Source organism: uncultured Candidatus Thioglobus sp., assembly GCF_963981275.1.
Taxonomy (GTDB): domain Bacteria; phylum Pseudomonadota; class Gammaproteobacteria; order PS1; family Pseudothioglobaceae; genus Thioglobus_A.
The window spans coordinates 1-20,887 of sequence record NZ_CAXCCZ010000012.1 but is presented as its reverse complement, the minus strand read 5'-3'; the positions used below and the strand labels follow the sequence as shown (position 1 = coordinate 20,887).

General features: G+C 40.6%; 26 protein-coding genes. 10 read left to right on the top strand and 16 right to left on the bottom strand.

The features are described 5' to 3' along the window. Window positions 1-62: 62 nt before the first annotated feature. The 3 genes from topA to dprA are packed head-to-tail and all read right to left on the bottom strand — an operon-like array spanning window position 63 to window position 4,061. A complete protein-coding gene (topA, locus tag ABNR88_RS03240) occupies window positions 63-2,471 on the bottom strand; it encodes a type I DNA topoisomerase (protein WP_291926802.1) in 2,409 nt (802 codons plus the stop codon). Continuing rightward, entirely contained in the window at window positions 2,471-2,962 is a 492-nt protein-coding gene (locus ABNR88_RS03235) for a DUF494 domain-containing protein (RefSeq protein WP_291926799.1), read from the bottom strand. The genes topA and ABNR88_RS03235 overlap by 1 nt, the downstream gene beginning before the upstream one ends. A gap of 10 nt (window positions 2,963-2,972) precedes the next feature. Beyond that, window positions 2,973-4,061 carry a DNA-processing protein DprA gene (gene dprA / locus ABNR88_RS03230; RefSeq protein WP_291926796.1) on the bottom strand — a complete coding sequence of 363 codons (1,089 nt, stop codon included), beginning with the start codon at window positions 4,059-4,061 and terminating at the stop codon, window positions 2,973-2,975. 133 nt (window positions 4,062-4,194) lie between these two features. Between dprA and rpmH the strand changes: the two genes are divergently transcribed. The 8 genes from rpmH to ABNR88_RS03190 are packed head-to-tail and all read left to right on the top strand — an operon-like array spanning window position 4,195 to window position 8,755. Next, entirely contained in the window at window positions 4,195-4,335 is a 141-nt protein-coding gene (rpmH, locus tag ABNR88_RS03225) for a 50S ribosomal protein L34 (RefSeq protein WP_053951347.1), read from the top strand. Between the two features lie 13 nt (window positions 4,336-4,348). Further along, window positions 4,349-4,690 carry a ribonuclease P protein component gene (gene rnpA, locus ABNR88_RS03220; RefSeq protein ID WP_291926784.1) on the top strand — a complete coding sequence of 114 codons (342 nt, stop codon included), beginning with the start codon at window positions 4,349-4,351 and terminating at the stop codon, window positions 4,688-4,690. Next, window positions 4,691-4,906: a membrane protein insertion efficiency factor YidD gene (yidD, locus tag ABNR88_RS03215; RefSeq protein ID WP_291926782.1), complete on the top strand. Its 216-nt coding sequence runs from the start codon at window positions 4,691-4,693 to the stop codon at window positions 4,904-4,906. A 26-nt stretch (window positions 4,907-4,932) separates the two neighbouring features. Continuing rightward, complete coding sequence (yidC, locus tag ABNR88_RS03210; RefSeq protein ID WP_291926780.1) at window positions 4,933-6,549, top strand: membrane protein insertase YidC; 1,617 nt, start codon at window positions 4,933-4,935, stop codon at window positions 6,547-6,549. Next, on the top strand, window positions 6,542-7,408 hold the full coding sequence (locus ABNR88_RS03205) for a TauD/TfdA family dioxygenase (RefSeq protein ID WP_291926778.1): 867 nt from the start codon (window positions 6,542-6,544) through the stop codon (window positions 7,406-7,408). Before yidC ends, ABNR88_RS03205 begins: the two co-directional genes overlap by 8 nt. A gap of 2 nt (window positions 7,409-7,410) precedes the next feature. Beyond that, window positions 7,411-7,929, top strand: coding sequence for a 1,6-anhydro-N-acetylmuramyl-L-alanine amidase AmpD (gene ampD, locus ABNR88_RS03200; RefSeq protein WP_291926776.1), 519 nt, complete (start codon window positions 7,411-7,413; stop codon window positions 7,927-7,929). Further along, the gene (gene kdsC, locus ABNR88_RS03195) at window positions 7,926-8,459 is read left to right on the top strand and encodes a 3-deoxy-manno-octulosonate-8-phosphatase KdsC (RefSeq protein WP_291926774.1); all 534 of its coding nucleotides are present in this window, start codon (window positions 7,926-7,928) and stop codon (window positions 8,457-8,459) included. Before ampD ends, kdsC begins: the two co-directional genes overlap by 4 nt. After that, entirely contained in the window at window positions 8,456-8,755 is a 300-nt protein-coding gene (locus ABNR88_RS03190; protein WP_291926772.1) for an MGMT family protein, read from the top strand. Before kdsC ends, ABNR88_RS03190 begins: the two co-directional genes overlap by 4 nt. On the opposite strand, the gene ABNR88_RS03185 is transcribed toward ABNR88_RS03190, so the two are convergent. Genes ABNR88_RS03185 through ABNR88_RS03145 form a run of 9 tightly spaced genes read right to left on the bottom strand, consistent with a single transcriptional unit; the run spans window position 8,752 to window position 15,481 of the window. Beyond that, complete coding sequence (locus ABNR88_RS03185) at window positions 8,752-9,168, bottom strand: F0F1 ATP synthase subunit epsilon (RefSeq protein WP_291926769.1); 417 nt, start codon at window positions 9,166-9,168, stop codon at window positions 8,752-8,754. The genes ABNR88_RS03190 and ABNR88_RS03185 overlap by 4 nt on opposite strands. Beyond that, window positions 9,169-10,548: a F0F1 ATP synthase subunit beta gene (gene atpD / locus ABNR88_RS03180; RefSeq protein ID WP_291926767.1), complete on the bottom strand. Its 1,380-nt coding sequence runs from the start codon at window positions 10,546-10,548 to the stop codon at window positions 9,169-9,171. Between the two features lie 36 nt (window positions 10,549-10,584). Continuing rightward, window positions 10,585-11,448 carry a F0F1 ATP synthase subunit gamma gene (gene atpG / locus ABNR88_RS03175; RefSeq protein ID WP_291926765.1) on the bottom strand — a complete coding sequence of 288 codons (864 nt, stop codon included), beginning with the start codon at window positions 11,446-11,448 and terminating at the stop codon, window positions 10,585-10,587. Window positions 11,449-11,457: 9 nt separating this feature from the next. Next, the gene (gene atpA, locus ABNR88_RS03170) at window positions 11,458-12,999 is read right to left on the bottom strand and encodes a F0F1 ATP synthase subunit alpha (RefSeq protein WP_291926763.1); all 1,542 of its coding nucleotides are present in this window, start codon (window positions 12,997-12,999) and stop codon (window positions 11,458-11,460) included. A gap of 27 nt (window positions 13,000-13,026) precedes the next feature. After that, the gene (locus ABNR88_RS03165) at window positions 13,027-13,575 is read right to left on the bottom strand and encodes a F0F1 ATP synthase subunit delta (protein WP_291926761.1); all 549 of its coding nucleotides are present in this window, start codon (window positions 13,573-13,575) and stop codon (window positions 13,027-13,029) included. A gap of 9 nt (window positions 13,576-13,584) precedes the next feature. Beyond that, complete coding sequence (locus tag ABNR88_RS03160; RefSeq protein WP_291926758.1) at window positions 13,585-14,055, bottom strand: F0F1 ATP synthase subunit B; 471 nt, start codon at window positions 14,053-14,055, stop codon at window positions 13,585-13,587. A gap of 40 nt (window positions 14,056-14,095) precedes the next feature. After that, a complete protein-coding gene (atpE, locus tag ABNR88_RS03155; protein ID WP_199401940.1) occupies window positions 14,096-14,332 on the bottom strand; it encodes a F0F1 ATP synthase subunit C in 237 nt (78 codons plus the stop codon). Between the two features lie 40 nt (window positions 14,333-14,372). Further along, entirely contained in the window at window positions 14,373-15,236 is an 864-nt protein-coding gene (atpB, locus tag ABNR88_RS03150; RefSeq protein WP_291926748.1) for a F0F1 ATP synthase subunit A, read from the bottom strand. Then, window positions 15,218-15,481 (bottom strand): hypothetical protein, encoded by a 264-nt coding sequence (locus ABNR88_RS03145; protein ID WP_291926746.1) that lies wholly within the window; start codon window positions 15,479-15,481, stop codon window positions 15,218-15,220. The genes atpB and ABNR88_RS03145 overlap by 19 nt, the downstream gene beginning before the upstream one ends. Before the next feature lie 200 nt (window positions 15,482-15,681). Here ABNR88_RS03145 and ABNR88_RS03140 point away from each other — a divergent pair, with 200 nt between their 5' ends. Then, a complete protein-coding gene (locus ABNR88_RS03140; RefSeq protein ID WP_291926744.1) occupies window positions 15,682-16,968 on the top strand; it encodes an FAD/NAD(P)-binding oxidoreductase in 1,287 nt (428 codons plus the stop codon). Between the two features lie 48 nt (window positions 16,969-17,016). On the opposite strand, the gene recN is transcribed toward ABNR88_RS03140, so the two are convergent. Together recN and ABNR88_RS03130 are read right to left on the bottom strand one after the other, a co-directional pair. Then, window positions 17,017-18,681: a DNA repair protein RecN gene (gene recN, locus ABNR88_RS03135; protein ID WP_348670020.1), complete on the bottom strand. Its 1,665-nt coding sequence runs from the start codon at window positions 18,679-18,681 to the stop codon at window positions 17,017-17,019. Between the two features lie 12 nt (window positions 18,682-18,693). After that, complete coding sequence (locus ABNR88_RS03130) at window positions 18,694-19,515, bottom strand: NAD(+) kinase (protein ID WP_291926738.1); 822 nt, start codon at window positions 19,513-19,515, stop codon at window positions 18,694-18,696. Between the two features lie 88 nt (window positions 19,516-19,603). Here ABNR88_RS03130 and grpE point away from each other — a divergent pair, with 88 nt between their 5' ends. Continuing rightward, entirely contained in the window at window positions 19,604-20,149 is a 546-nt protein-coding gene (gene grpE / locus ABNR88_RS03125; RefSeq protein ID WP_291926736.1) for a nucleotide exchange factor GrpE, read from the top strand. A 34-nt stretch (window positions 20,150-20,183) separates the two neighbouring features. On the opposite strand, the gene ABNR88_RS03120 is transcribed toward grpE, so the two are convergent. Together ABNR88_RS03120 and ABNR88_RS03115 are read right to left on the bottom strand one after the other, a co-directional pair. Further along, window positions 20,184-20,519 carry a type II toxin-antitoxin system RelE/ParE family toxin gene (locus ABNR88_RS03120; protein ID WP_291926734.1) on the bottom strand — a complete coding sequence of 112 codons (336 nt, stop codon included), beginning with the start codon at window positions 20,517-20,519 and terminating at the stop codon, window positions 20,184-20,186. 3 nt (window positions 20,520-20,522) lie between these two features. Then, window positions 20,523-20,795, bottom strand: coding sequence for a type II toxin-antitoxin system Phd/YefM family antitoxin (locus ABNR88_RS03115; protein ID WP_291926732.1), 273 nt, complete (start codon window positions 20,793-20,795; stop codon window positions 20,523-20,525). Window positions 20,796-20,887 lie beyond the last annotated feature (92 nt).

Below are 20,887 nucleotides of genomic sequence, written 5' to 3'. Positions count from 1 at the left end.
TTAATAATAAATGCTTTGCATTTTACACCGCAACAGCCAAAAAAGGCTGTGTGATAATAAGGCTATGACTCTTTACTAGCTTTTTTGACAGGTTTTTTAGCTGATTTCTTTACAGTTTTTCTGGTCGCTTTTTTGGCAGTGGCTTTTTTAGGCGCTTTCTTTTTCGCTTTTTTAGCTTTGGGCTTAAGCTTTCCAGCAATCGCTTTTTTACATTCCTCAAGAGATAAATCAGCAGGCTCTTTATCACCAAAAACTTTTTTAATGGTGATATTCTTTTGCCCTTTACCACGCTTTTTGCCATTCCAAATGTAGGGGCCGAAGCGACCATTCAAAACTTGAATTTCAGACTCGTCAAAGGTTTTAATTACACGCTCTGCATCAAACTTTTCTTTCGCTGCGATTAGCTCTAATGCCGTTGCTAAATCCACCTCTTCTGGCGTATGCTCTTTGAGAGAAACATATTTTTTGCCATATTGAATATAAGGACCGAAGCGACCATAATTAGCCTTAATTATGCCAAAATCGTCAGTCTCTCCTACTGTTCTAGGCATATTAAACAATTCAAGCGCCTCATCCAATGTGATGGTTTCAATGTCCAATGTGCCTCTTAGAGCTGCAAAGGTTGGCTTGTCTTCGTCGTCCTTATGACCAATTTGCGCAAACGCGCCGTAACGACCAAATCGAACACTCACTGGCTTACCAGATTTTGGATCCTCGCCCAGCTCACGCATACCATGGGTTTCTTCTCTAGAGATGTCTGCTGCCGCTTCAATTTGAGCATGAAAAGGGTCGTAAAAATTCTTAACTACCTGCTTCCATGGAACGTTTTGAGTTGCCACCGTATCAAAATCACTTTCTAATTTGGCTGTAAACTCATAATCAATAATATTGCTGAAATTTTTCACCAAGAAATCATTCAGTAAATAAGCAACATTAGTCGGGAATAGTTTATTTTTTTCAGCACCTGTGATTTCACTCGGTTTTGACTCTACTACTGCGTTATCTTCAATTTCAATTAATTCATACTCACGCTCAACACCTTCTCGCGTCTCTTTGGTGACGTAGTTTCGATCTTGAACGGTTGACACCATAGTGGCAAAAGTTGATGGCCTACCAATACCCATTTCTTCAATTTTTTTAACTAAAGAGGCCTCTGTATAGCGCGGCTTAGCACGAGAAAAACTCTCTCTCGCAGAGAAGCCGGCTAATGTTAAAGCGTCACCTTCACTCAAATCAGGCAGAAGCTTGTCGTCGGCAGAAAGGTAGTCATAAACCTTTAAAAAACCAGGGAATGTTAAAATTTCACCATTGGCTAAGAACTGCTCATCTGCGTTTGATACGTTAACCTTGATTTGGGTTTTTTGCAACTGAGCATCACTCATTTGCGATGCCAATGTACGCTTATAAATTAAACTGTAAAGCTTAGCTGTTTGCTCATCTACGCCATAAATGCTTGGCTTGGTTAGATCTGTTGGGCGGATCGCCTCATGCGCCTCTTGTGCACCAGAGTCTTTTGTTTTAAAACGTCTAACATGATGATACTGAGCGCCAAACTCTTGTTCAATAACTTTTCCAGCTGCCTCAATTGCAGTTTCTGACAAAGTAAAGGAGTCTGTTCTCATGTAGGTAATCGAACCTTCACGATACAAGTTTTGGGCAATAGTCATGGTTTGTTTAACCGAAAAACCCAATTTTTGTGAAGCTTCTTGTTGTAGCGTCGAGGTAATAAAAGGTGCTTTTGGTGAGCGTTTTGAAGGTTTTTTCTCAATCGATGCAACGCTTAAATCTGCCGATAAAAGCTTGGTTGCAAATTCCAGCGCCTCTTGCTTAGAGTTAAAATCCTTGCTTAACTTAACATCAACCACCTCGCCACTCTCGTTAACCAACTCAGCCTTAACCTTGTAAGTTGATACCGAAGTGTGTTGAGCAATCTCTCTTTCTCTTTCCACCACAAGACGCATCACTGGGGATTGCACACGGCCTGCTGAACGCGCACCTGAAATTTTACGCCAGAGTACTGGTGAGATTTCAAAACCCACTAAGCGATCGATAATTCGGCGCGCTTGTTGTGCATCTACCAAATGATAATCAACCATTCTTGGCGCAACAATAGCATCAGTAATAGCGCCTTTAGTAATTTCATGGAATACGATTCTAGCTGTATTCCTTGGTAATTTAAGTGCTTCTAGTAAATGCCAGGCAATGGCCTCACCTTCGCGATCCTCATCCGTTGCTAGATATACTTTTTCTGCCGACTTAACCGCTTTGCGTAATTCAGCAACCACTTTCTTTTTGTCTGCTGTTACCTCGTATGTAGGCTCAAAATCATTCTCGATATCGATACCCATGTTCTTCTTAGGCATGTCACGAATATGACCAATACTTGATTTGACCACATAGTCTTTGCCCAAAAATTTTTCAATCGTCTTGGCCTTGGCAGGGGACTCAACAATAACTAGATTTTTAGCCATTATTGTAAGGTTCGGTTTTCATCAAGAAATACAATGGATTCTAGCCATTGGGCGGATATTTCACCCTCTGTGCTATTACCCAATACCATCATAACTACCCATTTAAGATCTTCCAGATCAATGCCTGTATCGCCAAGCGACATCACTTGTTCGATAATCATTTCACGTTGATTAGCATCTAGCTGGCCTACGTTTTCCATGAATAGTAAAAACCCGCGTGACTTAGCATCTAGTTTGGATTGCTCTGCATCCGTATAAATACGCATACTGGTTTGATTAATCAGATCAAATGGTTTGATTTTTCCATCTTGCAGGGTGGCAATATTTTCCAACCAGCTGAGTGCTTTATCAATACCAACAACATCAAATCCTGCATCTGATAAGTGTGCTTTTAATTCGCTATCATTAATTTCGTGTGCGTTGTCTTGCTCCGCCTCTTCGAAAAGGTAGTCGAACATATATGTAAGAACGTCGAGAATATTGTGTGTCATGTCATAAATTTTATTTAATTAATACGTAACCTTGTGCATTTGTCTTTTCCACTTTACTCTCCAGCTCTAATAAGAGTAACTCCTGGGCAACTATCTGTGGGCTGAGCTTGGTTTTTTCAACCAGCTGATCAACACTCAAAGGCTCATAGCTGAGACATTTTAATACTTTAGACCCTGTTTTGTCCATCTCTTTTATAGAATGGGTGTATTTCTGTGGCAGTATATCATTCAATAAGCCCTCTGGAAGCTCCTCAACAATGTCATTTACGCAACCAGCCAGCTTAGCACCCTGATTAATCAAATAGTGACATCCTTGAGCCAAGGGATTGTGGATTGAGCTTGGAATGGCGAATACTTCTTTACCTTGATCGGCAGCCAGTCGGGCGGTAATCATGGTGCCACTTTTAATACTCGCCTCAACTACTAACGTGCCAAGACTCAGACCACTAATCAGTCGGTTACGCCTTGGAAAATTGCTGGCCATTGGTGATGTGCCAATTGAAAATTCTGAGATAAGCGCACCTTGTAGAGAAATTTGATGGGCTAAAGATTTGTGTTTGGCTGGATAAATTCTATCAAGCCCCGTACCACATACGGCAATGGTTTTTGCACCTTGCTCTAATGCACCAATATGTGCCTGTGCATCGATACCGCTAGCCATACCCGAGGTAATCACTAGGCCTAATTTGGCCAAATCAGCTGCAAACTGCTGAGCATTTTGCTTTCCACCTGTAGTTGGATTTCTACTTCCAACAATTGCCAATTGAGGCTCCTTTAGACAAGCAACCTCTCCCCTAACATACAGTATTGGTGGCGGATCGGAAATGGTTTTAAGTTGTGACGGATAGCGCTCATCAATTAATGTTAGGATGTGGCAATCCTGTTTTTGCATCCAGTCAAGATCTGCCTTGACGAGTGAACTATCGGCCGACTCAAGATAAGCCAGAGTTGGCTTTTTAAATAACCCAGAGTTGAGTCTATCACGAGAACTGGCAAGGAAAACTTGCTGAGGCGTCTCAAAATATTGCAAAGCCTTATAAAATGTTTTAACGCCCAAATGTGGCGCTTTTAACAACATCAACCAATACACCAAATCCATTAAAAACCTGCTTTAAATTTAAAATAGGTGTCATTGTAGCACCTTATAACTATAGAAGCTATATTCGTCACAGTTAATGCAAATCTCATTAAGTTATGGTAAAATTGCAAGATTTTATTGAACAATATCCATTATGAAGCAAAAGAGAACCTTTCAACCGAGTGTTATTAAGCGTAAGCGTAAGCACGGTTTCAGATCAAGAATGAGTACAAAAGCAGGACGTGCAGTTGTTAACGCACGCAGAAGAAAAGGACGTAAGCGCTTAACAGCTTAATCCTAATTTTCAGATGTCTTTTAGATTAACCCGCCAATCTAAAGTATTAAAACCTAGCGAATATAAATCCATTTTTAATAATGGAAAAATGACTAGGGGAAAATATTGGCAGGTTATGTCTATTAAGACAGATGATTCTCGAGCAAAACTCGGTCTGGCAATTTCTAAAAAAGTACATCGTCTAGCGGTTGAACGTAATCGCTTTAAACGATTAGCGCGTGAAACCTTTAGACTAAACCAAGCACAGCTTAATAACTGGGAATTTGTAGTGATGGCTAAGCATGCTAAGCCGGCTAGTAATGCTGCTATAGCAGAAGATTTGCTAAGTCTGTTTAATCAAGTGGTGGCTAAATAAATGCGCCAACTATTGCTAATACCAATTAAATTCTACCAGCTGTTTATCAGTCCCTTGCTCGGCTCAAATTGTCGCTTTCAGCCAACGTGCTCGCAATATGCTTATGACTCTGTCAAGGAGCATGGACTTATCAAGGGCTTTGCACTTGGTGCAAAACGCATAGGCAAGTGCCATCCTTGGCATGAAGGCGGCTTCGACCCGGTACCAAAAAAATAATTTAACTTTAATTAAAATTAAACCCGATGAACAATCAAAAATTCTTCCTAATTATTGCAATTTTTCTTAGTATTTTCCTGCTCAATGAGCAGTGGGATAGACAGCACGCTGTTGACGCCAATGGCAATTTACTCTATCAAGCAAAAACTGAAAATACCAAAAGCGCAACAAAAAGCGCCAATGCAAATGTACCAAGTGCAATTCGCACAGAAGCAACTCCTGACGTCCCACTTAGCAAAGAATCAAATAGTGGCGAATTTGTTACGGTTAGTACAGACTTACTAACACTAGAAATTAGCCAAAAAGGCGGAACGATCACTAATGCATGGCTGAACGATTATCCTATTGAGCTGAATTCAAAAGTAAGCTTTCAATTGCTCAGCGACACACCTAATGAATTGTTCCAGGCACAAAGCGGACTACTACCAAGCGAGCAAATGCCAACTCATCATTCGCTATTTAGTTCGGCTCAAACACACTACCAAATGCAAGGAGATAGCTTAGTAGTGCCACTGGTATGGACGGGTGAAAATGGCACTATTGTCACCAAGAACTACCACTTTACTCAAGGTAGTTATGTTGTTAATATAGATTACCAAGTTAACAACAACTCAAATAATAATATTGATGTTACTAGCTACACCCAGCTCGTGCGCAATGCACTAGATCAGTCTAATATGATGATGCCGACTTATACTGGCGGTGCAAAGTATGACGACCAAGAAGTCTATGAAAAAATAGAATTTGATGAGTTTGATGAACAGCCAGAAACCACCTCCAAGGGCGGCTGGCTGGCAATGATTCAGCACTATTTCTTTGTTGCCATGATTCCACAGGCACAAGAAACACACAATTACTCTGCCAAAGTTAACAACGGCAAATACCTACTAACCATTGTAAATACCGCTCAAAGTGTTGCGCCTGGTTCAACCACAACACTTGGTACTAATGCTTTATACATTGGCCCTAAAGAGCAATCTCGTATAGATAACCTAGCGCCAGGACTCGATAAAACAGTAGATTACGGCATTTTGTTTATTATTGCCAAGCCACTCTCTGAAATCCTTAACTGGATTTATGACTATGTTGGATCTTGGGGATATGCCATTATTATTCTTACCATCTTAATCAAGCTGGCCTTTTACAAACTCAGTGAAAAATCTTATCGATCAATGGCTGGCATGAGAAAACTATCTCCAAGATTGGCCAAACTTAAAGAAACTTATGGCGATGACAAAGAAAAAATGGGCCAAAAGACCATGGAGTTGTATCGCAAGGAAAAGATTAATCCAGCGGCCGGTTGTTTACCAATCTTAGTGCAGATTCCAGTATTTATTTCACTATATTGGGTGCTATTAGAAATGGTCGAATTGCGTCAAACGCCTTTCTGGTATTTGCTCGATTTAGCCGCTCCAGATCCATTCTATATCTTGCCACTCATTATGGGTGCATCTATGTTTGTACAACAGAAGCTTAACCCGCCGCCACCTGACCCAATGCAAGCAAAAATTATGATGGCATTGCCTTTTGTATTTACTATATTCTTTTTGTGGTTCCCATCAGGATTGGTACTTTACTGGGTGATTAACAACATCTTATCAATTGCACAACAATGGTTTATCAACAAGCGCATTAATGGCTAATGTAGTCACTTCAACAGATGACTACCAATTTTGGCGAGATGAAAAACTTGCCAATGCCCAGACTAATATTGAACATTGCTTAGTAGAAGTTAGCAATCCCAATCAGCTGTTAAAATCTGAAAAAGATCAAATAAGCCACTTATGTCGAGTTAATAACTTTGCGTTATTCAGCACGCCCGTCCAACAAGACTACGAATTAAGCATTGTTAGCTTTAATCAGCAATTTGGGCTTGAATCTTATGATCAACATCTGTATGTTAAAAACCAGGGCTTAGCTCACATTACCCAGAGTGTCGATCAAAATCAGGCTGAATTTATTCCTTATACAAATCGAGCCATTGGCTGGCATACAGATGGCTACTACAATTCGGTTGAAGATCGGATTCGAGCCTTTTCTTTGTTCTGCGTTAATCCGGCACAACAAGGAGGTGAAAACCAATGGATTGACCAGCAAATGGCCTATCTACTCCTAAGAGAAGAAAATCCAGATGTTACAGCAGCCCTCACTCACTCACAAGCCATGACTATACCAGCACATATGGTTGATGGCCAAACTCGACGTAAAAGTTCTATTGGGCCAATTTTTTTTACAGATGAGGCAACAAGTGAGCTATACATGCGCTACACCCAGAGGAAGAAAAACGTTGCTTTTTACGATTCCGCTGAAATCAAACAAGCTGTTGAGTTACTTGATAAGCTTTTAGCCGGTAATACACCTTATCACTTCAAACACACAATGCATGCCAACCAAGGTCTTTTGTGCAACAATATCTTGCACAAACGATCCACCTTTACTGACCAAGCAAAATCCCCTAGGTTAATGTTAAGAGGGCGCTATTTTAATCGCGTACAATCTTAGTCATGATTACAAATCATCGCTTAGATATTGCAAAATACTCACCTACTGTAAACTTCAATCAGCGTCCAGATAAGGCCAGCATAACCCTGGTTGTTGTTCACAACATCTCATTGCCACCAGGCAAATTTAACAACAACTATATTGAAGATTTCTTTACTAATCAGCTTGACGCAAGTAAACATCCATATTTCAAACAAATCGAAACAGTAAAGGTTTCAGCACACCTGCTTATCAAGCGAGACGGAAGCGTGACACAATTTGTTGATTTTGATCAGCGTGCGTGGCATGCAGGGGCGTCTATATTTAATAAAATTCCAGATTGTAATAACTATTCAATAGGCATCGAGCTAGAAGGCGCTGATCATATCGAATATGAAACACAACAATACGATAGACTAAATCAAGTATTATCAACTTTAAAATCTCACTATCCGATTAGCGATGTTGTTGGCCATAGTGATATTGCACCTGGCAGAAAAACTGACCCTGGCCCTGCATTTGAATGGAGTAAAGTCATATGAAATTACTAAACAAAGCTTACCTAAGAGCTAAAACCATCAAGCTCATCATCTTTGATGTTGATGGCGTATTAACTGATGGTGGCTTATATTTCTCAGACGAGGGTATTGAGCTTAAGCGCTTCAATTCATTAGACGGATTGGGCATTAAACTACTCAAACAAAATGGTGTAGAACCTGCCGTCATCAGTGCTAGAGACACGCCCAATGTTGCTCATAGAATGAAAAACTTAGGAATCGAGCATTTCTATCAAGGCCAAAGTGATAAGCTCATTGCCTTCAATGAGCTCTTAGAAAAACTCTCTTTAAATGCTGAACAAGTGGCCTATGTGGGCGATGACATTATTGACCTGCCGGTGATGCGCAATATAGGTCTGCCAATTGCTGTAGCCAATGCACACGAATTAGTCAAAGACAACGCCTGCTTAATTACCGATAAACGTGGTGGCCATGGTGCGGTTCGAGAAGCTTGTGACTTTATCTTAAAAGCACAAGACAAGTATGATTCCGCCATGAGTTCTTATTTGGTATGACAGATTTTCAAAGACTTTGCTACAAAACACTTAAAGCTAACGTACCATCTGGCTCAGTAATTACCTATAAAAATCTAGCCAAACTCATAAACCATCCCAAAGCATATAGAGCGGTGGGAACAGCGATGAATAAAAACCCCAATGCACCTGAAGTGCCCTGTCACCGAGTAGTGAAATCTAATGGTGAATTAGGTGAATACGCTTTTGGATCAAGCTTAAAACAAAAACGCCTTCAAAAAGAAGGCGTTCAAGTGGTCAACAACAAGGTTGTAAATTTTAAAGCTATTTGTCTTTAAAGTTTTTTTCCTCTCATCTTAGAAATTATTTGCAATTGAGCCATAGACTCTGCAAGCGCTGCTTGAGTTGATGAAATGTCTTGATCCGTATCCGCGTTAGCCATAGCCTCTTCAGCTCTTTGTTTTGCTTCTAATGCCTTAGACTCGTCTAAGTCGTGGGCACGAATCGCCGTATCGGAAAAGATCGTAACCAATGAAGGCTGAACCTCAACAATACCGCCAGAAACATAGATTGACTCCATGCCTTTATCTGTTTCAACACGAACTTCACCAGGACGTAGCGTTGACAGTAATGGTAAATGCTGAGGATAAATACCTAGCTCACCATTACTACCAGGCGCAAATACACATTTCACTTCACCTGAGTAAAGAGACTCTGTAGCACTTACGATATCGACCTGAATCATTGACATTTATGCTTTCTCCGCAGCTCTTTCACGAACCTCTTCAATAGAGCCCGTCATGTAGAATGCTTGCTCTGGAATGTCATCAAGTTCGCCATTGATAATAGATTGGAAACCTGAAAGTGTGTCTTTAAGAGAAACATACTTACCAGGTGAGCCTGTAAATACTTCAGCAACAAAGAAAGGCTGAGATAAGAAACGCTGAACCTTACGAGCACGAGATACCGCTTGTTTATCTTCTTCAGACAATTCATCCATACCCAAGATCGCAATAATGTCTTTTAATTCTTTATAACGCTGCAATACACCTTGAACACTACGAGCTGTATCATAATGCTCTTGACCAACGATTAACGGATCAAGCTGACGAGAAGTAGAATCTAGTGGATCTACCGCTGGATAAATACCTAATTCTGCTACTTGACGCGACAATACAACCGTTGCATCCAAGTGGGCAAATGTGGTCGCTGGAGAAGGATCTGTTAGATCGTCCGCTGGTACGTATACCGCCTGAATTGATGTAATTGAACCTGTCTTAGTTGAAGTGATACGCTCTTGCAATGCACCCATTTCTGATGCAAGTGTCGGCTGGTAACCTACTGCTGAAGGCATACGACCTAATAGGGCAGATACTTCAGTACCCGCAAGCGTGTAACGATAAATATTATCAATAAATAACAATACGTCACGACCTTCATCACGGAATGCCTCAGCCATTGTTAAGCCAGTCAAAGCAACACGCAATCTGTTTCCAGGAGGCTCGTTCATTTGACCATATACTAACGACACTTTATCAAGTACGTTTGACTCTTTCATTTCGTGGTAGAAGTCATTACCCTCACGAGTACGCTCACCAACACCAGCAAATACTGAGTAACCTGAGTGCTCAATCGCAATGTTACGAATTAACTCCATCATGTTTACTGTTTTACCAACACCAGCACCGCCGAATAATCCAACTTTACCACCCTTAGCGAAAGGACAAACTAGGTCAATTACCTTAATACCTGTTTCTAATAATTCAGCAGCAGGAGCAAGTTCATCATAAGCAGGAGCAGAACGGTGAATAGCATTTCTTGACTCTTCACCAATCTCACCGGCATTATCAATCGGTTCACCCAATACGTTCATGATGCGACCCAGTGTCTTTGTGCCAACTGGAACCTGAATAGGCGCACCTGTGTTAGTCACTTCAATACCACGCTTAAGACCTTCAGAACCACCCATGGCAATTGCACGAACTGTGTTGTCACCCAATTGTTGCTGTACTTCTAATGTAAGGCCTGTTTCTGTAACAATCAAGGCATCATAAATATTTGGAATGCTATCTGCCGAAAACTCGACATCGATAACCGCGCCAATAATTTGTGTAATTTTTCCGCTGCTCATTTTGTTTTCCTTTTTTAAAACTCTATTTTTTTAATTTTATACTGCTGCTGCACCACTCACAATCTCAGAGATCTCTTGAGTAATTGCAGCCTGTCTTGCTTTATTGTAAACCAATTCTAACTCGTCAACCATATCACCAGCATTGTCAGTTGCACTCTTCATAGCAATCATTCGTGAAGATTGTTCACAAGCGATGTTTTCAACCAACCCCTGGTAAACAATTGCCTCAATATATCTAACCAACAAAGCGCTTAATGCTTCTTCTGCATCAGGCTCATAAATGTAGTCCCATCGATGACTCATGCCTTCAGCTTCTGAAGCAATCATTGGAATGAGCTGTGCTGTCGTTGGCACCTGAGTCATGGTATTTTCAAACCTGTTATAAGCTACTGATAATTGCTGAATTTCATCATTATCATAAGCATCTAACATGACCTTAACAGTACCTAATAGGTCGTCAAAGTGTGGCGCATCACCAAGATCTGTCAATACCGACTTAATTCCTAATCCAGAATTTTTAAAGAATGAAGTGGCTTTCTTACCAATCGTGCAAATATCAACCTCAATTCCTTTGGCTTGATAGTCAGCAACTTCTTTTAATAAACTTCTAAATAAATTAGTATTTAAACCGCCACATAAGCCTCGGTCACTGGAAATGATGATAATTCCAATCCGCTTAAGCTCACCCACCTCTTTCATATAAGGATGTTCAAACTCTGGATGTGCATTCGCCAAGTGGCCAATCACCTTTGTAATTCTCTCAGAATAAGGACGTGATGCCTCCATTCTTTGTTGAGATTTTTTCATTTTAGACGCTGCCACCATTTCCATGGCCGATGTGATCTTCTGAGTATTTTTAATACTCGCAATCTGCGTTCTAATTTCCTTTCCAGCTGCCATATTATTTATTTACCAAGTGTGGTTTGCCTTGAAATCATCAATTGCCGCTTGTAACTGGGCAGCAATGTCATCGTTATAATCGCCTGTTGCATTAATGTTATCCATTAATGCTGACTGATTAGAGCCCATGTAGTTTAATAATGCTTCCTCAAAATCAACGACTTTATTTGCTTCAAGGTCATCCAATGAACCTGAGTTAGCTGCAAATAAAGATGTTGCTAATTCTGCCACTGATAGTGGTGCATATTGCTTCTGCTTCATTAGCTCTGTTACACGTTGACCACGATCGATTTGCGCCTTAGTTTCAGCATCAAGATCTGATGCAAACTGTGCAAATGCTTGTAGTTCACGGTACTGAGCCAAGTCAAGACGAATACCACCACCCAACTTCTTAATAATACTTGTTTGGGCAGCGCCACCAACACGAGATACTGACAAACCAGCGTTAATCGCAGGACGTACACCCGCATTAAATAGGTCAGTTTCTAAGAAAATTTGACCGTCTGTAATTGAAATCACGTTCGTTGGTACAAATGCTGATACGTCACCACCTTGAGTCTCAATAATTGGTAGCGCCGTTAATGAACCCGTTTGGCCTTTAACTTCACCGTTAGTCATCTGCTCAACGTACTCTGCATTCACACGCGATGCACGCTCTAATAAACGAGAGTGTAAGTAGAATACATCGCCTGGGTAAGCTTCACGTCCTGGTGGACGCTTAAGAAGTAATGATACTTCACGGTAAGCCCAAGCCTGTTTAGTTAAATCATCATAAACGATTAGTGCATCTTCGCCGCGATCACGGAAGTATTCCGCCATTGAACAGCCTGCATATGGTGCAATGTATTGTAGTGCTGGAGATGAGGCTGCACCTGCATTAACAATAATTGTATTTTCTAATGCACCGTGCTCTTCTAATTTACGAACAACGGCTGCTACTGATGAATCCTTCTGTCCAATCGCTACATAAACACAACGAATGCCTGTGTCTTTCTGATTAATAATAGCGTCAATTGCAACAGCAGTTTTACCCGTTTGACGGTCACCAATAATAAGTTCACGTTGACCACGGCCAACTGGAACCATCGCATCAATTGCCTTAACACCTGTTTGAATTGGCTGATCAACCGACTTACGCTCGATCACACCTGGTGCCATAATTTCTAACGGAAGAGAGTTGTTTGTATCAATTGCACCTTTACCGTCAATCGGTTGACCTAATGGATTAACCACACGTCCTAGCATCGCTTCACCAACAGGAACTTCAACCAGTCTGTTGGTACATTTAACAATGTCACCTTCAGAGATGTGTAGGTAGTCTCCTAATACAACCGCACCTACTGAATCTTGCTCAAGGTTAAGCGCCATGCCGAAGGTGTTACCAGGGAACTCAAGCATCTCACCAAATTGTACGTCAGCCAGTCCATGAATTCGAACAATACCGTCACTAACACTAACAACTGTGCCTTCAGTGCGCGCTTCTGCTGCAAAATCAAAACCCTCTATTTGTTTTTTAATTAAATCACTAATTTCACTGGCGTTTAATTGCATAACTCTTCCTTTTATATAAATTTATAATTAATGTGTTGTAAGAAGCAAGTTTAGCTCGTCTGTACGAGCTTTAATCGACATGTCGATTACCTTGTCTCCTAGTTTAATAATCAGACCGCCAATCAGCGAATCATCAATTGTTGTTTCAATACTAACACTAGCATTGTACTTTTCACTCAGACTAGCAACAATACTCTTTTCTTCAGCCGCCGTTAATTTATAGGCACTAATCACATCAAATGCTTTCGCATCATCAAAGGTGTTAGCCTGGTCTTCAAATAAAGCCAAGATACTTGGTAAGGCTGGCGCACGATCATTGTCCAAGATTAATGATAAAAACTCATTTTCTTTGGTAGTCAAATCTCTGCTAATCACACTAGCAACCAACCTTTGAATAGTGGCACTTTTATCTTGTTTTGTCGCATTTGGAGAATCAAGATAACCTTGCATCTGCTCATCAACAACTAATGATGATGACGCCTCTAATACAGCCTTCCAGTCATCGTGTGACTTGTCTTGCTGTGCAATTTCAAAAACTGCATTTGCATAAGGTTTGGCGATTGTGACTAATTCCATAATAGCTTACTATAGTGTTTGTGACAATTTAGTTAACATGGCTTTATGCGTTTTACCGTCTACTTCTTTAGACAAAACCGCATTAACACCTTGCATAACTAAAGCTGATACTTGATCTTGCAATTCATTACGAACGCGCACTTTATCTTGCTCAAGCTCTGCCGCTGCTTGCGACTTAACTTTTTCAGCTGCCTGTAAGGCAACATCTTTTGCCTCTTCAACCATATTAGACGCTTGCTTTGACGCGTTAGCAATAATTTCAGAAGCTTGGTCTTTAGACTGGCTAATCAATTCATTTGCTCTTTGCTCGGCTTCTGCCTGCTCAGATAATCCACGTTCCGCTGCTAACAAACCACCTTCGATACGCTTTTGGCGCTCTTCCATGGCCGCTATAAGCGGTGGCCACACATACTGCTTGACCATATAGATAAAAATAAAAAATGCAATTGATTGACCAATTAATGTAGCATTTATATTCATAAGACTTACCTTGTACTTAGATTAAAACGTTAAAGACAGTTTATGCAACAGCGAATAGTACGTACAGACCTAAACCAACAGCAATCATTGGTACCGCATCTACTAGGCCCATGAAAATGAAGAACTGAGTTCTTAACATTGGAATTAGCTCTGGTTGACGTGCTGCACCTTCTAGTACTTTAGCACCCAATAGACCAATACCAATCGCTGCACCAAGTGCACCCATGCCCATCATTATGCTTCCTGCAACATATAAAATTGCGCTTTCCATTACCATATTATTTCTCCTGTTATATTTATGTAAAAAAAATTAAAAATTAGTGTTCGTTATCGTGAGCCATGTCCATGTACACAATGGTTAGTGTCATGAATATAAAGGCCTGTAAGGTAATAATTAAGATATGGAACAATGCCCAACCTACTTGTAATAATCCACCAAACACGCCAAATCCGATACCTACGCTATACATGATAGCGATTAGAATAAAGATAATCTCACCCGCATACATATTACCAAATAAACGTAGTGCTAATGAAATTGGCTTAGAGATTAGTGCAACACCCTCTAGTAATAAGTTGGCTGGTAGTAGCCACTTTCCAAACGGGTGGAACAACAACTCTGATAAAAATCCGCCTAAGCCTTTATGCTTGATGCTGTAATATAAAATCAGTATAAAAATAGATAATGCCATGCCAAATGTAATATTTGGATCTGTTGATGGTACAACCTTAAAGAAGGCTGCATGTGGGTCTCCGCCCATTGCACCAACTGAAATAGCAGCTAATTGTGGCAACCAGTCAACGGCAATAAGATCCATGGCATTCATTAAGAAAATCCAAGCAAAAATTGTAAGTGCCATTGGCGCTACGAGCTTGTTTTTGTGCTTAAACGAATCACGGACACTGAAATCAATAAATTCGATCACCATTTCAATAAAGTTTTGAAAGCCCGAAGGAACGCCTGTGGTTGCTTTTTTACCCGCTGAACGGAAGATGGTATAAAACACTACCGCAGTCACTAACGACCAAAACATAGAGTCGACATTAACTGACCAAAACCCCATTGCCTGCGCTTCTGCTGCTGTATGGGCAAAGCCCCAATGCCCATCAACCTGACCATAAGTTAGGTTCTGTAGATGGTGCTTAATATATTCTGAAGATGTTATGGTTTCAACTGACATTGTTTGTAAAAAGCAAGACTCAAATTAATAATAAAAAAACTCAATATAACACTTAATGGATCTAATCGTTGCATGGCAAATACCAGCATAATGCCAACTAACAAAAGCCTTTCTATTAAAGAAACTCTAGCCAGGTTGACAACCTGCTTGGGATCCAAAATATTTTTATGCTTAAGCTGGCGCATTCGCCAATAAAGTAAGCTCTGGTTTACAACGGCAATCAAGCCACCGACAACAATTTCCATAGGTTTTTGAAATTATACATAAACCGATATACTATCGTGAAATATATTTTTATATTATGAATTAATTGATACAAGTTATATTTAACAGCTTATTAGGCTCTAATTGACCAATAATATCATCATTTGCTAATGCATTTGACATTAGCTAAAGACACACGAATAATGAACTCTTTATACTAAATCTTGTTGAGGAGAATTATATGGCGCATATTGTCGTTATTGGCGCGAGCACGGGCGGTTTGCCTTTTGCTTACGATATTAAAAAAACACTAGGGAGCGCTCACCAAGTGAGTGTCATTTCTAACAATCCAAACTTTAACTTTATTCCTTCTAATCCTTGGCTTGCTGTTGGCTGGCGCAGTGAAGAGGACATTAGTTTTGAGCTTGAGCCAAGACTTAAGCGCAAAGATATTAATCTAATTGTTGGCGAAGCAACAGAAATCAAACCTAATGAAAATCAAGTGATGGTTGGCGATCAAACGGTTGACTACGATTATTTAGTATTAGCCACTGGCCCTAAACTTGCTTTTGACGAAGTGGAAGGTCTTGGTCCTGATGGACACAGCGTATCTATCTGTACAACAGCACATGCTAAAGTTGCCTCTAGTGAATGGGAGGCTTTTTGTAATAATGGTGGCGGCCCAATTGTTGTTGGTGCAGTACAAGGTGCCTCTTGTTTTGGTCCGGCCTATGAATTTGCAACCATCATGGATACCGATCTTAAAAAACGCGGAATTCGTGACAAATGCCCAATGACTTTTGTTACTGCCGAACCTTACATTGGTCATTTAGGTTTAGGAGGTGTCGGTGATTCAAAGGGCCTTTTAGAATCTGAGTTTAGAAATCGTCATATTAAATGGATTACCAATGCCAAAGTAGCTTCTGTTGCAGCAGATATCGTTACTGTTGAGGAAGTAGATGGTGAAGGCAACACAATCAAAACCCACGAGGTGGCTACTAAACACACCATGATGTTGCCAGCCTTTAAAGGTGTAGATACAGTTGCTAAACTTGCAGAAGTTGACCCAGGATACGTTAACCCACGAGGTTTTGTCATGATCAATGACCACCAACAGTCTCCTGTAAAAGACAATATTTTTTCACTCGGTGTTAATATTGCCATCCCTCCTGTAGAAGCCACTCCGGTCATGTGTGGTACACCAAAAACTGGCTACATGATTGAATCTATGGTAACGGCAGTTGTGCATAACATTGAAGACATGATTGCCGGCAATGCGCCATCACACATTCCAACTTGGAATGCGGTTTGTATTGCTGATATGGGTGACACGGGTGCTGCCTTTGTGGCCATGCCTCAAATCCCACCGCGCAATGTTACTTGGGCTAAAAAAGGTAAGATGATGCACTTGGCGAAGATTGCTTTTGAGAAGTTCTTCATTCGAAATATGAAAACTGGAAATTCTGAGCCTGCTTATCAAAAATACATTTTTAAAATGTTGGGTATTGAGCGACTAAAAAAGAAGTAAAAACCAAAAAAAGCCGCTTTCGCGGCTTTTTTTTTAATCTAAATTTTTTCACGCCTGGCTACTGGCAATCATTTCTGCGGCAGCGACTCTGGCTTTATCCGTAATTGTTGCACCGCCTAAAATACGCGCCACCTCGTCTATTCTTTGTGCATCTTCAAGCTGCTCAACCGTGGTTTGAGCGCCGCCATCTTGCTGGGCTTTGCTCACGCGCAAATGCTGATGTCCAAAGCTCGCCACTTGTGCCAAGTGAGTAATGCAAATAATCTGATAATGCTTAGCAAGCTCTTGTAATTTTCTGCCTACTACCTCAGCCACTGCACCACTAATACCAACATCCACTTCATCAAAAATTAAGGTTGGTGTATATTCGCTATCGCTACTCACCACCGAAATTGCAAGCGATATGCGTGACAACTCACCGCCTGAGGCGACTTTTTTAAGCGCTTTAAAATCTTGACCCATGTTGGTTTTTACCAAAAACTCAACAGCTTCGTGGCCATTCAAATGCACCCCATCAAGTTTTTCATTTAGCCCTATTTTAAATTCACTACCCGGCATGCCTAGCACTTGCATCGCCTCGGTAACAAGCTGAGATAGCTCGATCGCCTTTAGCTGTCTATCCTTGGATAGCTTTTGTGCTTTATCTTGATAGCGCTTAACCAGCAGGTCAAGTTGATCGGTCATTTCACTGATAGAATTTGCACCACCCCCTATCTCCTCTAGCTTAAGATCCAACTGTTCGCGTACTTCTATCAGCTCTTCAATGGCGCAATTGTGCTTTCTTCCCAAAGCGTACAATTCAGAAATTCGCTCTTCCATTTCTTGAGCGCTTTGCTCGTCCGTTGACAGCTGACTCAAGTATTGCGTCAATTCGTACACCGCCTCTTGAGTTTGTACTTGTGCAGAACTTAACAACTCAAATCCAACCTGAAGCTTATCATCCATTTCAAGCGCATCTGACAACTGCGACCCCAGTGTTAACAATTGAGCATTTGCGCCCGTATCACTTTCTAATTGGTTTAATACGTTGGATGTTTTTTCAGTAATCACTTGTGCGTTGGCACTGGTTTTAAAACTTGCTTCAATGGTATTAAGCTCGTCTTGATCCAACGCCGCCTCATTTAACTCTTCCAATTGATGCAAATATAGCACTTGCTGTTGCTCGATAAGCTCTTGATTATTCAATAAATTATCTACTTTTTCACTTAACGACTTGTACTCTCTGACGATTTCATTTAAGGCTTGTTTATCTACTTCTAGCTGTGCAAACCCATCTAGTAGTTTCATTTGTTGGTCTGGTCGCAATAATAACTGATGCTCATTTTGACCATGTATATCTAATAATAAATCGCCCACATTGCGCACGGTGGATAAAGGCACGCTATTACCATTAATAAACGCTTTTGAACGGCCATCGCTGGTAATTACCCGGCGCAAAATACACTCGCCCTCATCTTCTAAAGCATTTTCAGATAAAAATTCTTGAACCGTTTGGTTATGCTCTACTGCAAAAGCTGCGCTAATATCGGCCTTGTCTTTACCATGGCGCACCAAATTAGAATCGGCACGCACACCTAAAGCTAGACCTAATGCTTGTAAAAGAATAGATTTTCCGGCACCTGTTTCACCGGTAACAGCACTCATACCTGGCTCAAAAGACAGATCTAGCCTTTCAACAACAGCTAAATTTTTAACGGATAACTGAGATAACATAACTACATTCGCTTATGACAGCTTAGATCCCCAATGTAGTTTTGATCGAATAATTTCAAAATAGTCGTAGTCTTTTGGGTGCAGCAAATGCACAAAACTACCATGCTGACGTACCCGAACTTCTTGACCTAGAGCAATTGGAAATGACACTTGTCCATCAATATGTACACTCACACCTTCACCCGCATCTTTAACGCGCACAACCACCTCACTACCGCCAGGCACTAACAATGGTCGATGACTCATGGTGTGTGGGCAAATTGACACCAGACCAATTGCATTCACACCTGGATGCATAATCGGGCCGCCACTGGATAGTGCGTAAGCAGTCGAGCCTGTTGGTGTGGTAATAATAAGTCCATCCGCTCGCTGATTATTAACAAATTTATCGTCAATATAGACGTCAAACTCGATCATTCTCATCGCATCCTGGCGATTAACCACTGCATCATTAAGCGCCACACTTTGGTGGATCACTTGCCCGTCTTGCTCTATTTGACAAGACAACAAACAGCGCTCCTCTTTGGTGAATTCACCCTTTAACACTTGAGAAACAATTTCCAGCATTTTACCAACCGACACATCCGCCAGAAAACCAAGACGGCCCAGATTAATCCCTAAAATTGGAATATTGTTATCCACAAATGTACGCGCTGTATTAAGCAAAGTGCCATCGCCGCCCACCACGATAATCAAGTCTGCTTGCTCAGCTATTGGCTCATCGCCAACAACAACACCCACACCCTTGTTTTGTAAAAATTCAGACAATTCTTCAGCGATACCATCGCTAACGGAGTCATTGGGTTTAGTGATAATGCCGATTGTATTAAACATTGTTATATTTTGCTATTGAATTCTTTAAAATAGCCACTATATAATTGGCTAATAATTAGCTACAAATATACATTAATTGGACAACAAAATGACAAAAAAGCAAGACCAAGACGAAAGTGTTGAAAAAATCGAAGACGAAAACATTGAAACCACTGAGCAAGAATCACCAGAGGATGACCTAGAAACCCAGCTAGCTGCAGCCCAACAATCTGCCAAAGACAACTGGGACAAGGTCTTGCGCGCCCAAGCAGAAATGGAAAATCTCAAGCGCCGTAACGCCAAAGATCTTGAAAACGCACACAAATTCGCCCTTGATGGCTTTGTCAAAGCATTGCTCGAAGTTAAGGACTCTCTAACCATGGGGCTCAAAACTGCCAAAGATGACAACGCTTCAGTAGATAGTATCACTGAAGGTCTGGAAATGACGGACAAGGTTTTTCTATCAACCATGGAAAAATTTGGCGTTGAATTACTTGATCCTACGGGAGAGGCTTTTAATCCAGAGTTCCACGAAGCCGTCACCATGATTCCAATGCCGGATAAAGAGTCTAACTCAGTATTAGAAGTGGTACAACATGGCTTCACTTTAAACGGCCGTTTGGTTCGCCCAGCAATGGTGGTTGTGGTTCAGTAGCGAACAGGCTCGCCAAAGAAATATCCAATACTGTTTAGCTATTCGGCTTATTTAACAGCCTTTGCAAAAGTAAATCTTCGACATTTCTACTGGAATCAACGACAAACAAGACGTGAACATTTGCGCCTGTTATTTTATAAACAACTCTCCAGCGTTTATAGATAATTTCCCTAAATTGGTGAATGTTTATATGTTGTAACTCTGGAACTACTCTAAACTTTTCCGGGAAACAATGCAATTCATTGCATTCAGATTTTAGTGCTAAAAATACGTTTTTTGCCGTATCAATATTATCAATCTTTATATATTCTATAATTTGCTCTAAATCATCTTGGGCGCTATTTGCCCATAATACTTTAAAGTTTTTCATCAGTTATTTAAATAGCCTCTGCTCTAATTCATCAAACATTTTTCCCTGCTCGATAACATCTCCAGTCTCAATCTCTTTTTCAGACTGAACAATAAGCTTTAAAAAATTAAGAGAATTTTGCAAACTCTCATAACTTTTAATATCTTGAACAACAGCCTTAGCCTCACCATTTTGAGTAATAATAATCGCTCTTCGATTTTTATTAACTGTGTTAACAACATCTGCGGTCTTTGCCTTTAAATAACTAATTGGCTGAATGTCTTGCTCTAAGTGCACAATCACTCCTATTTATAAAAAATACAAATTCATTATACTAAATTTAAACTTAATTTAGTACTAAATAATTAAGTGTTGTGTCACCTTAATTC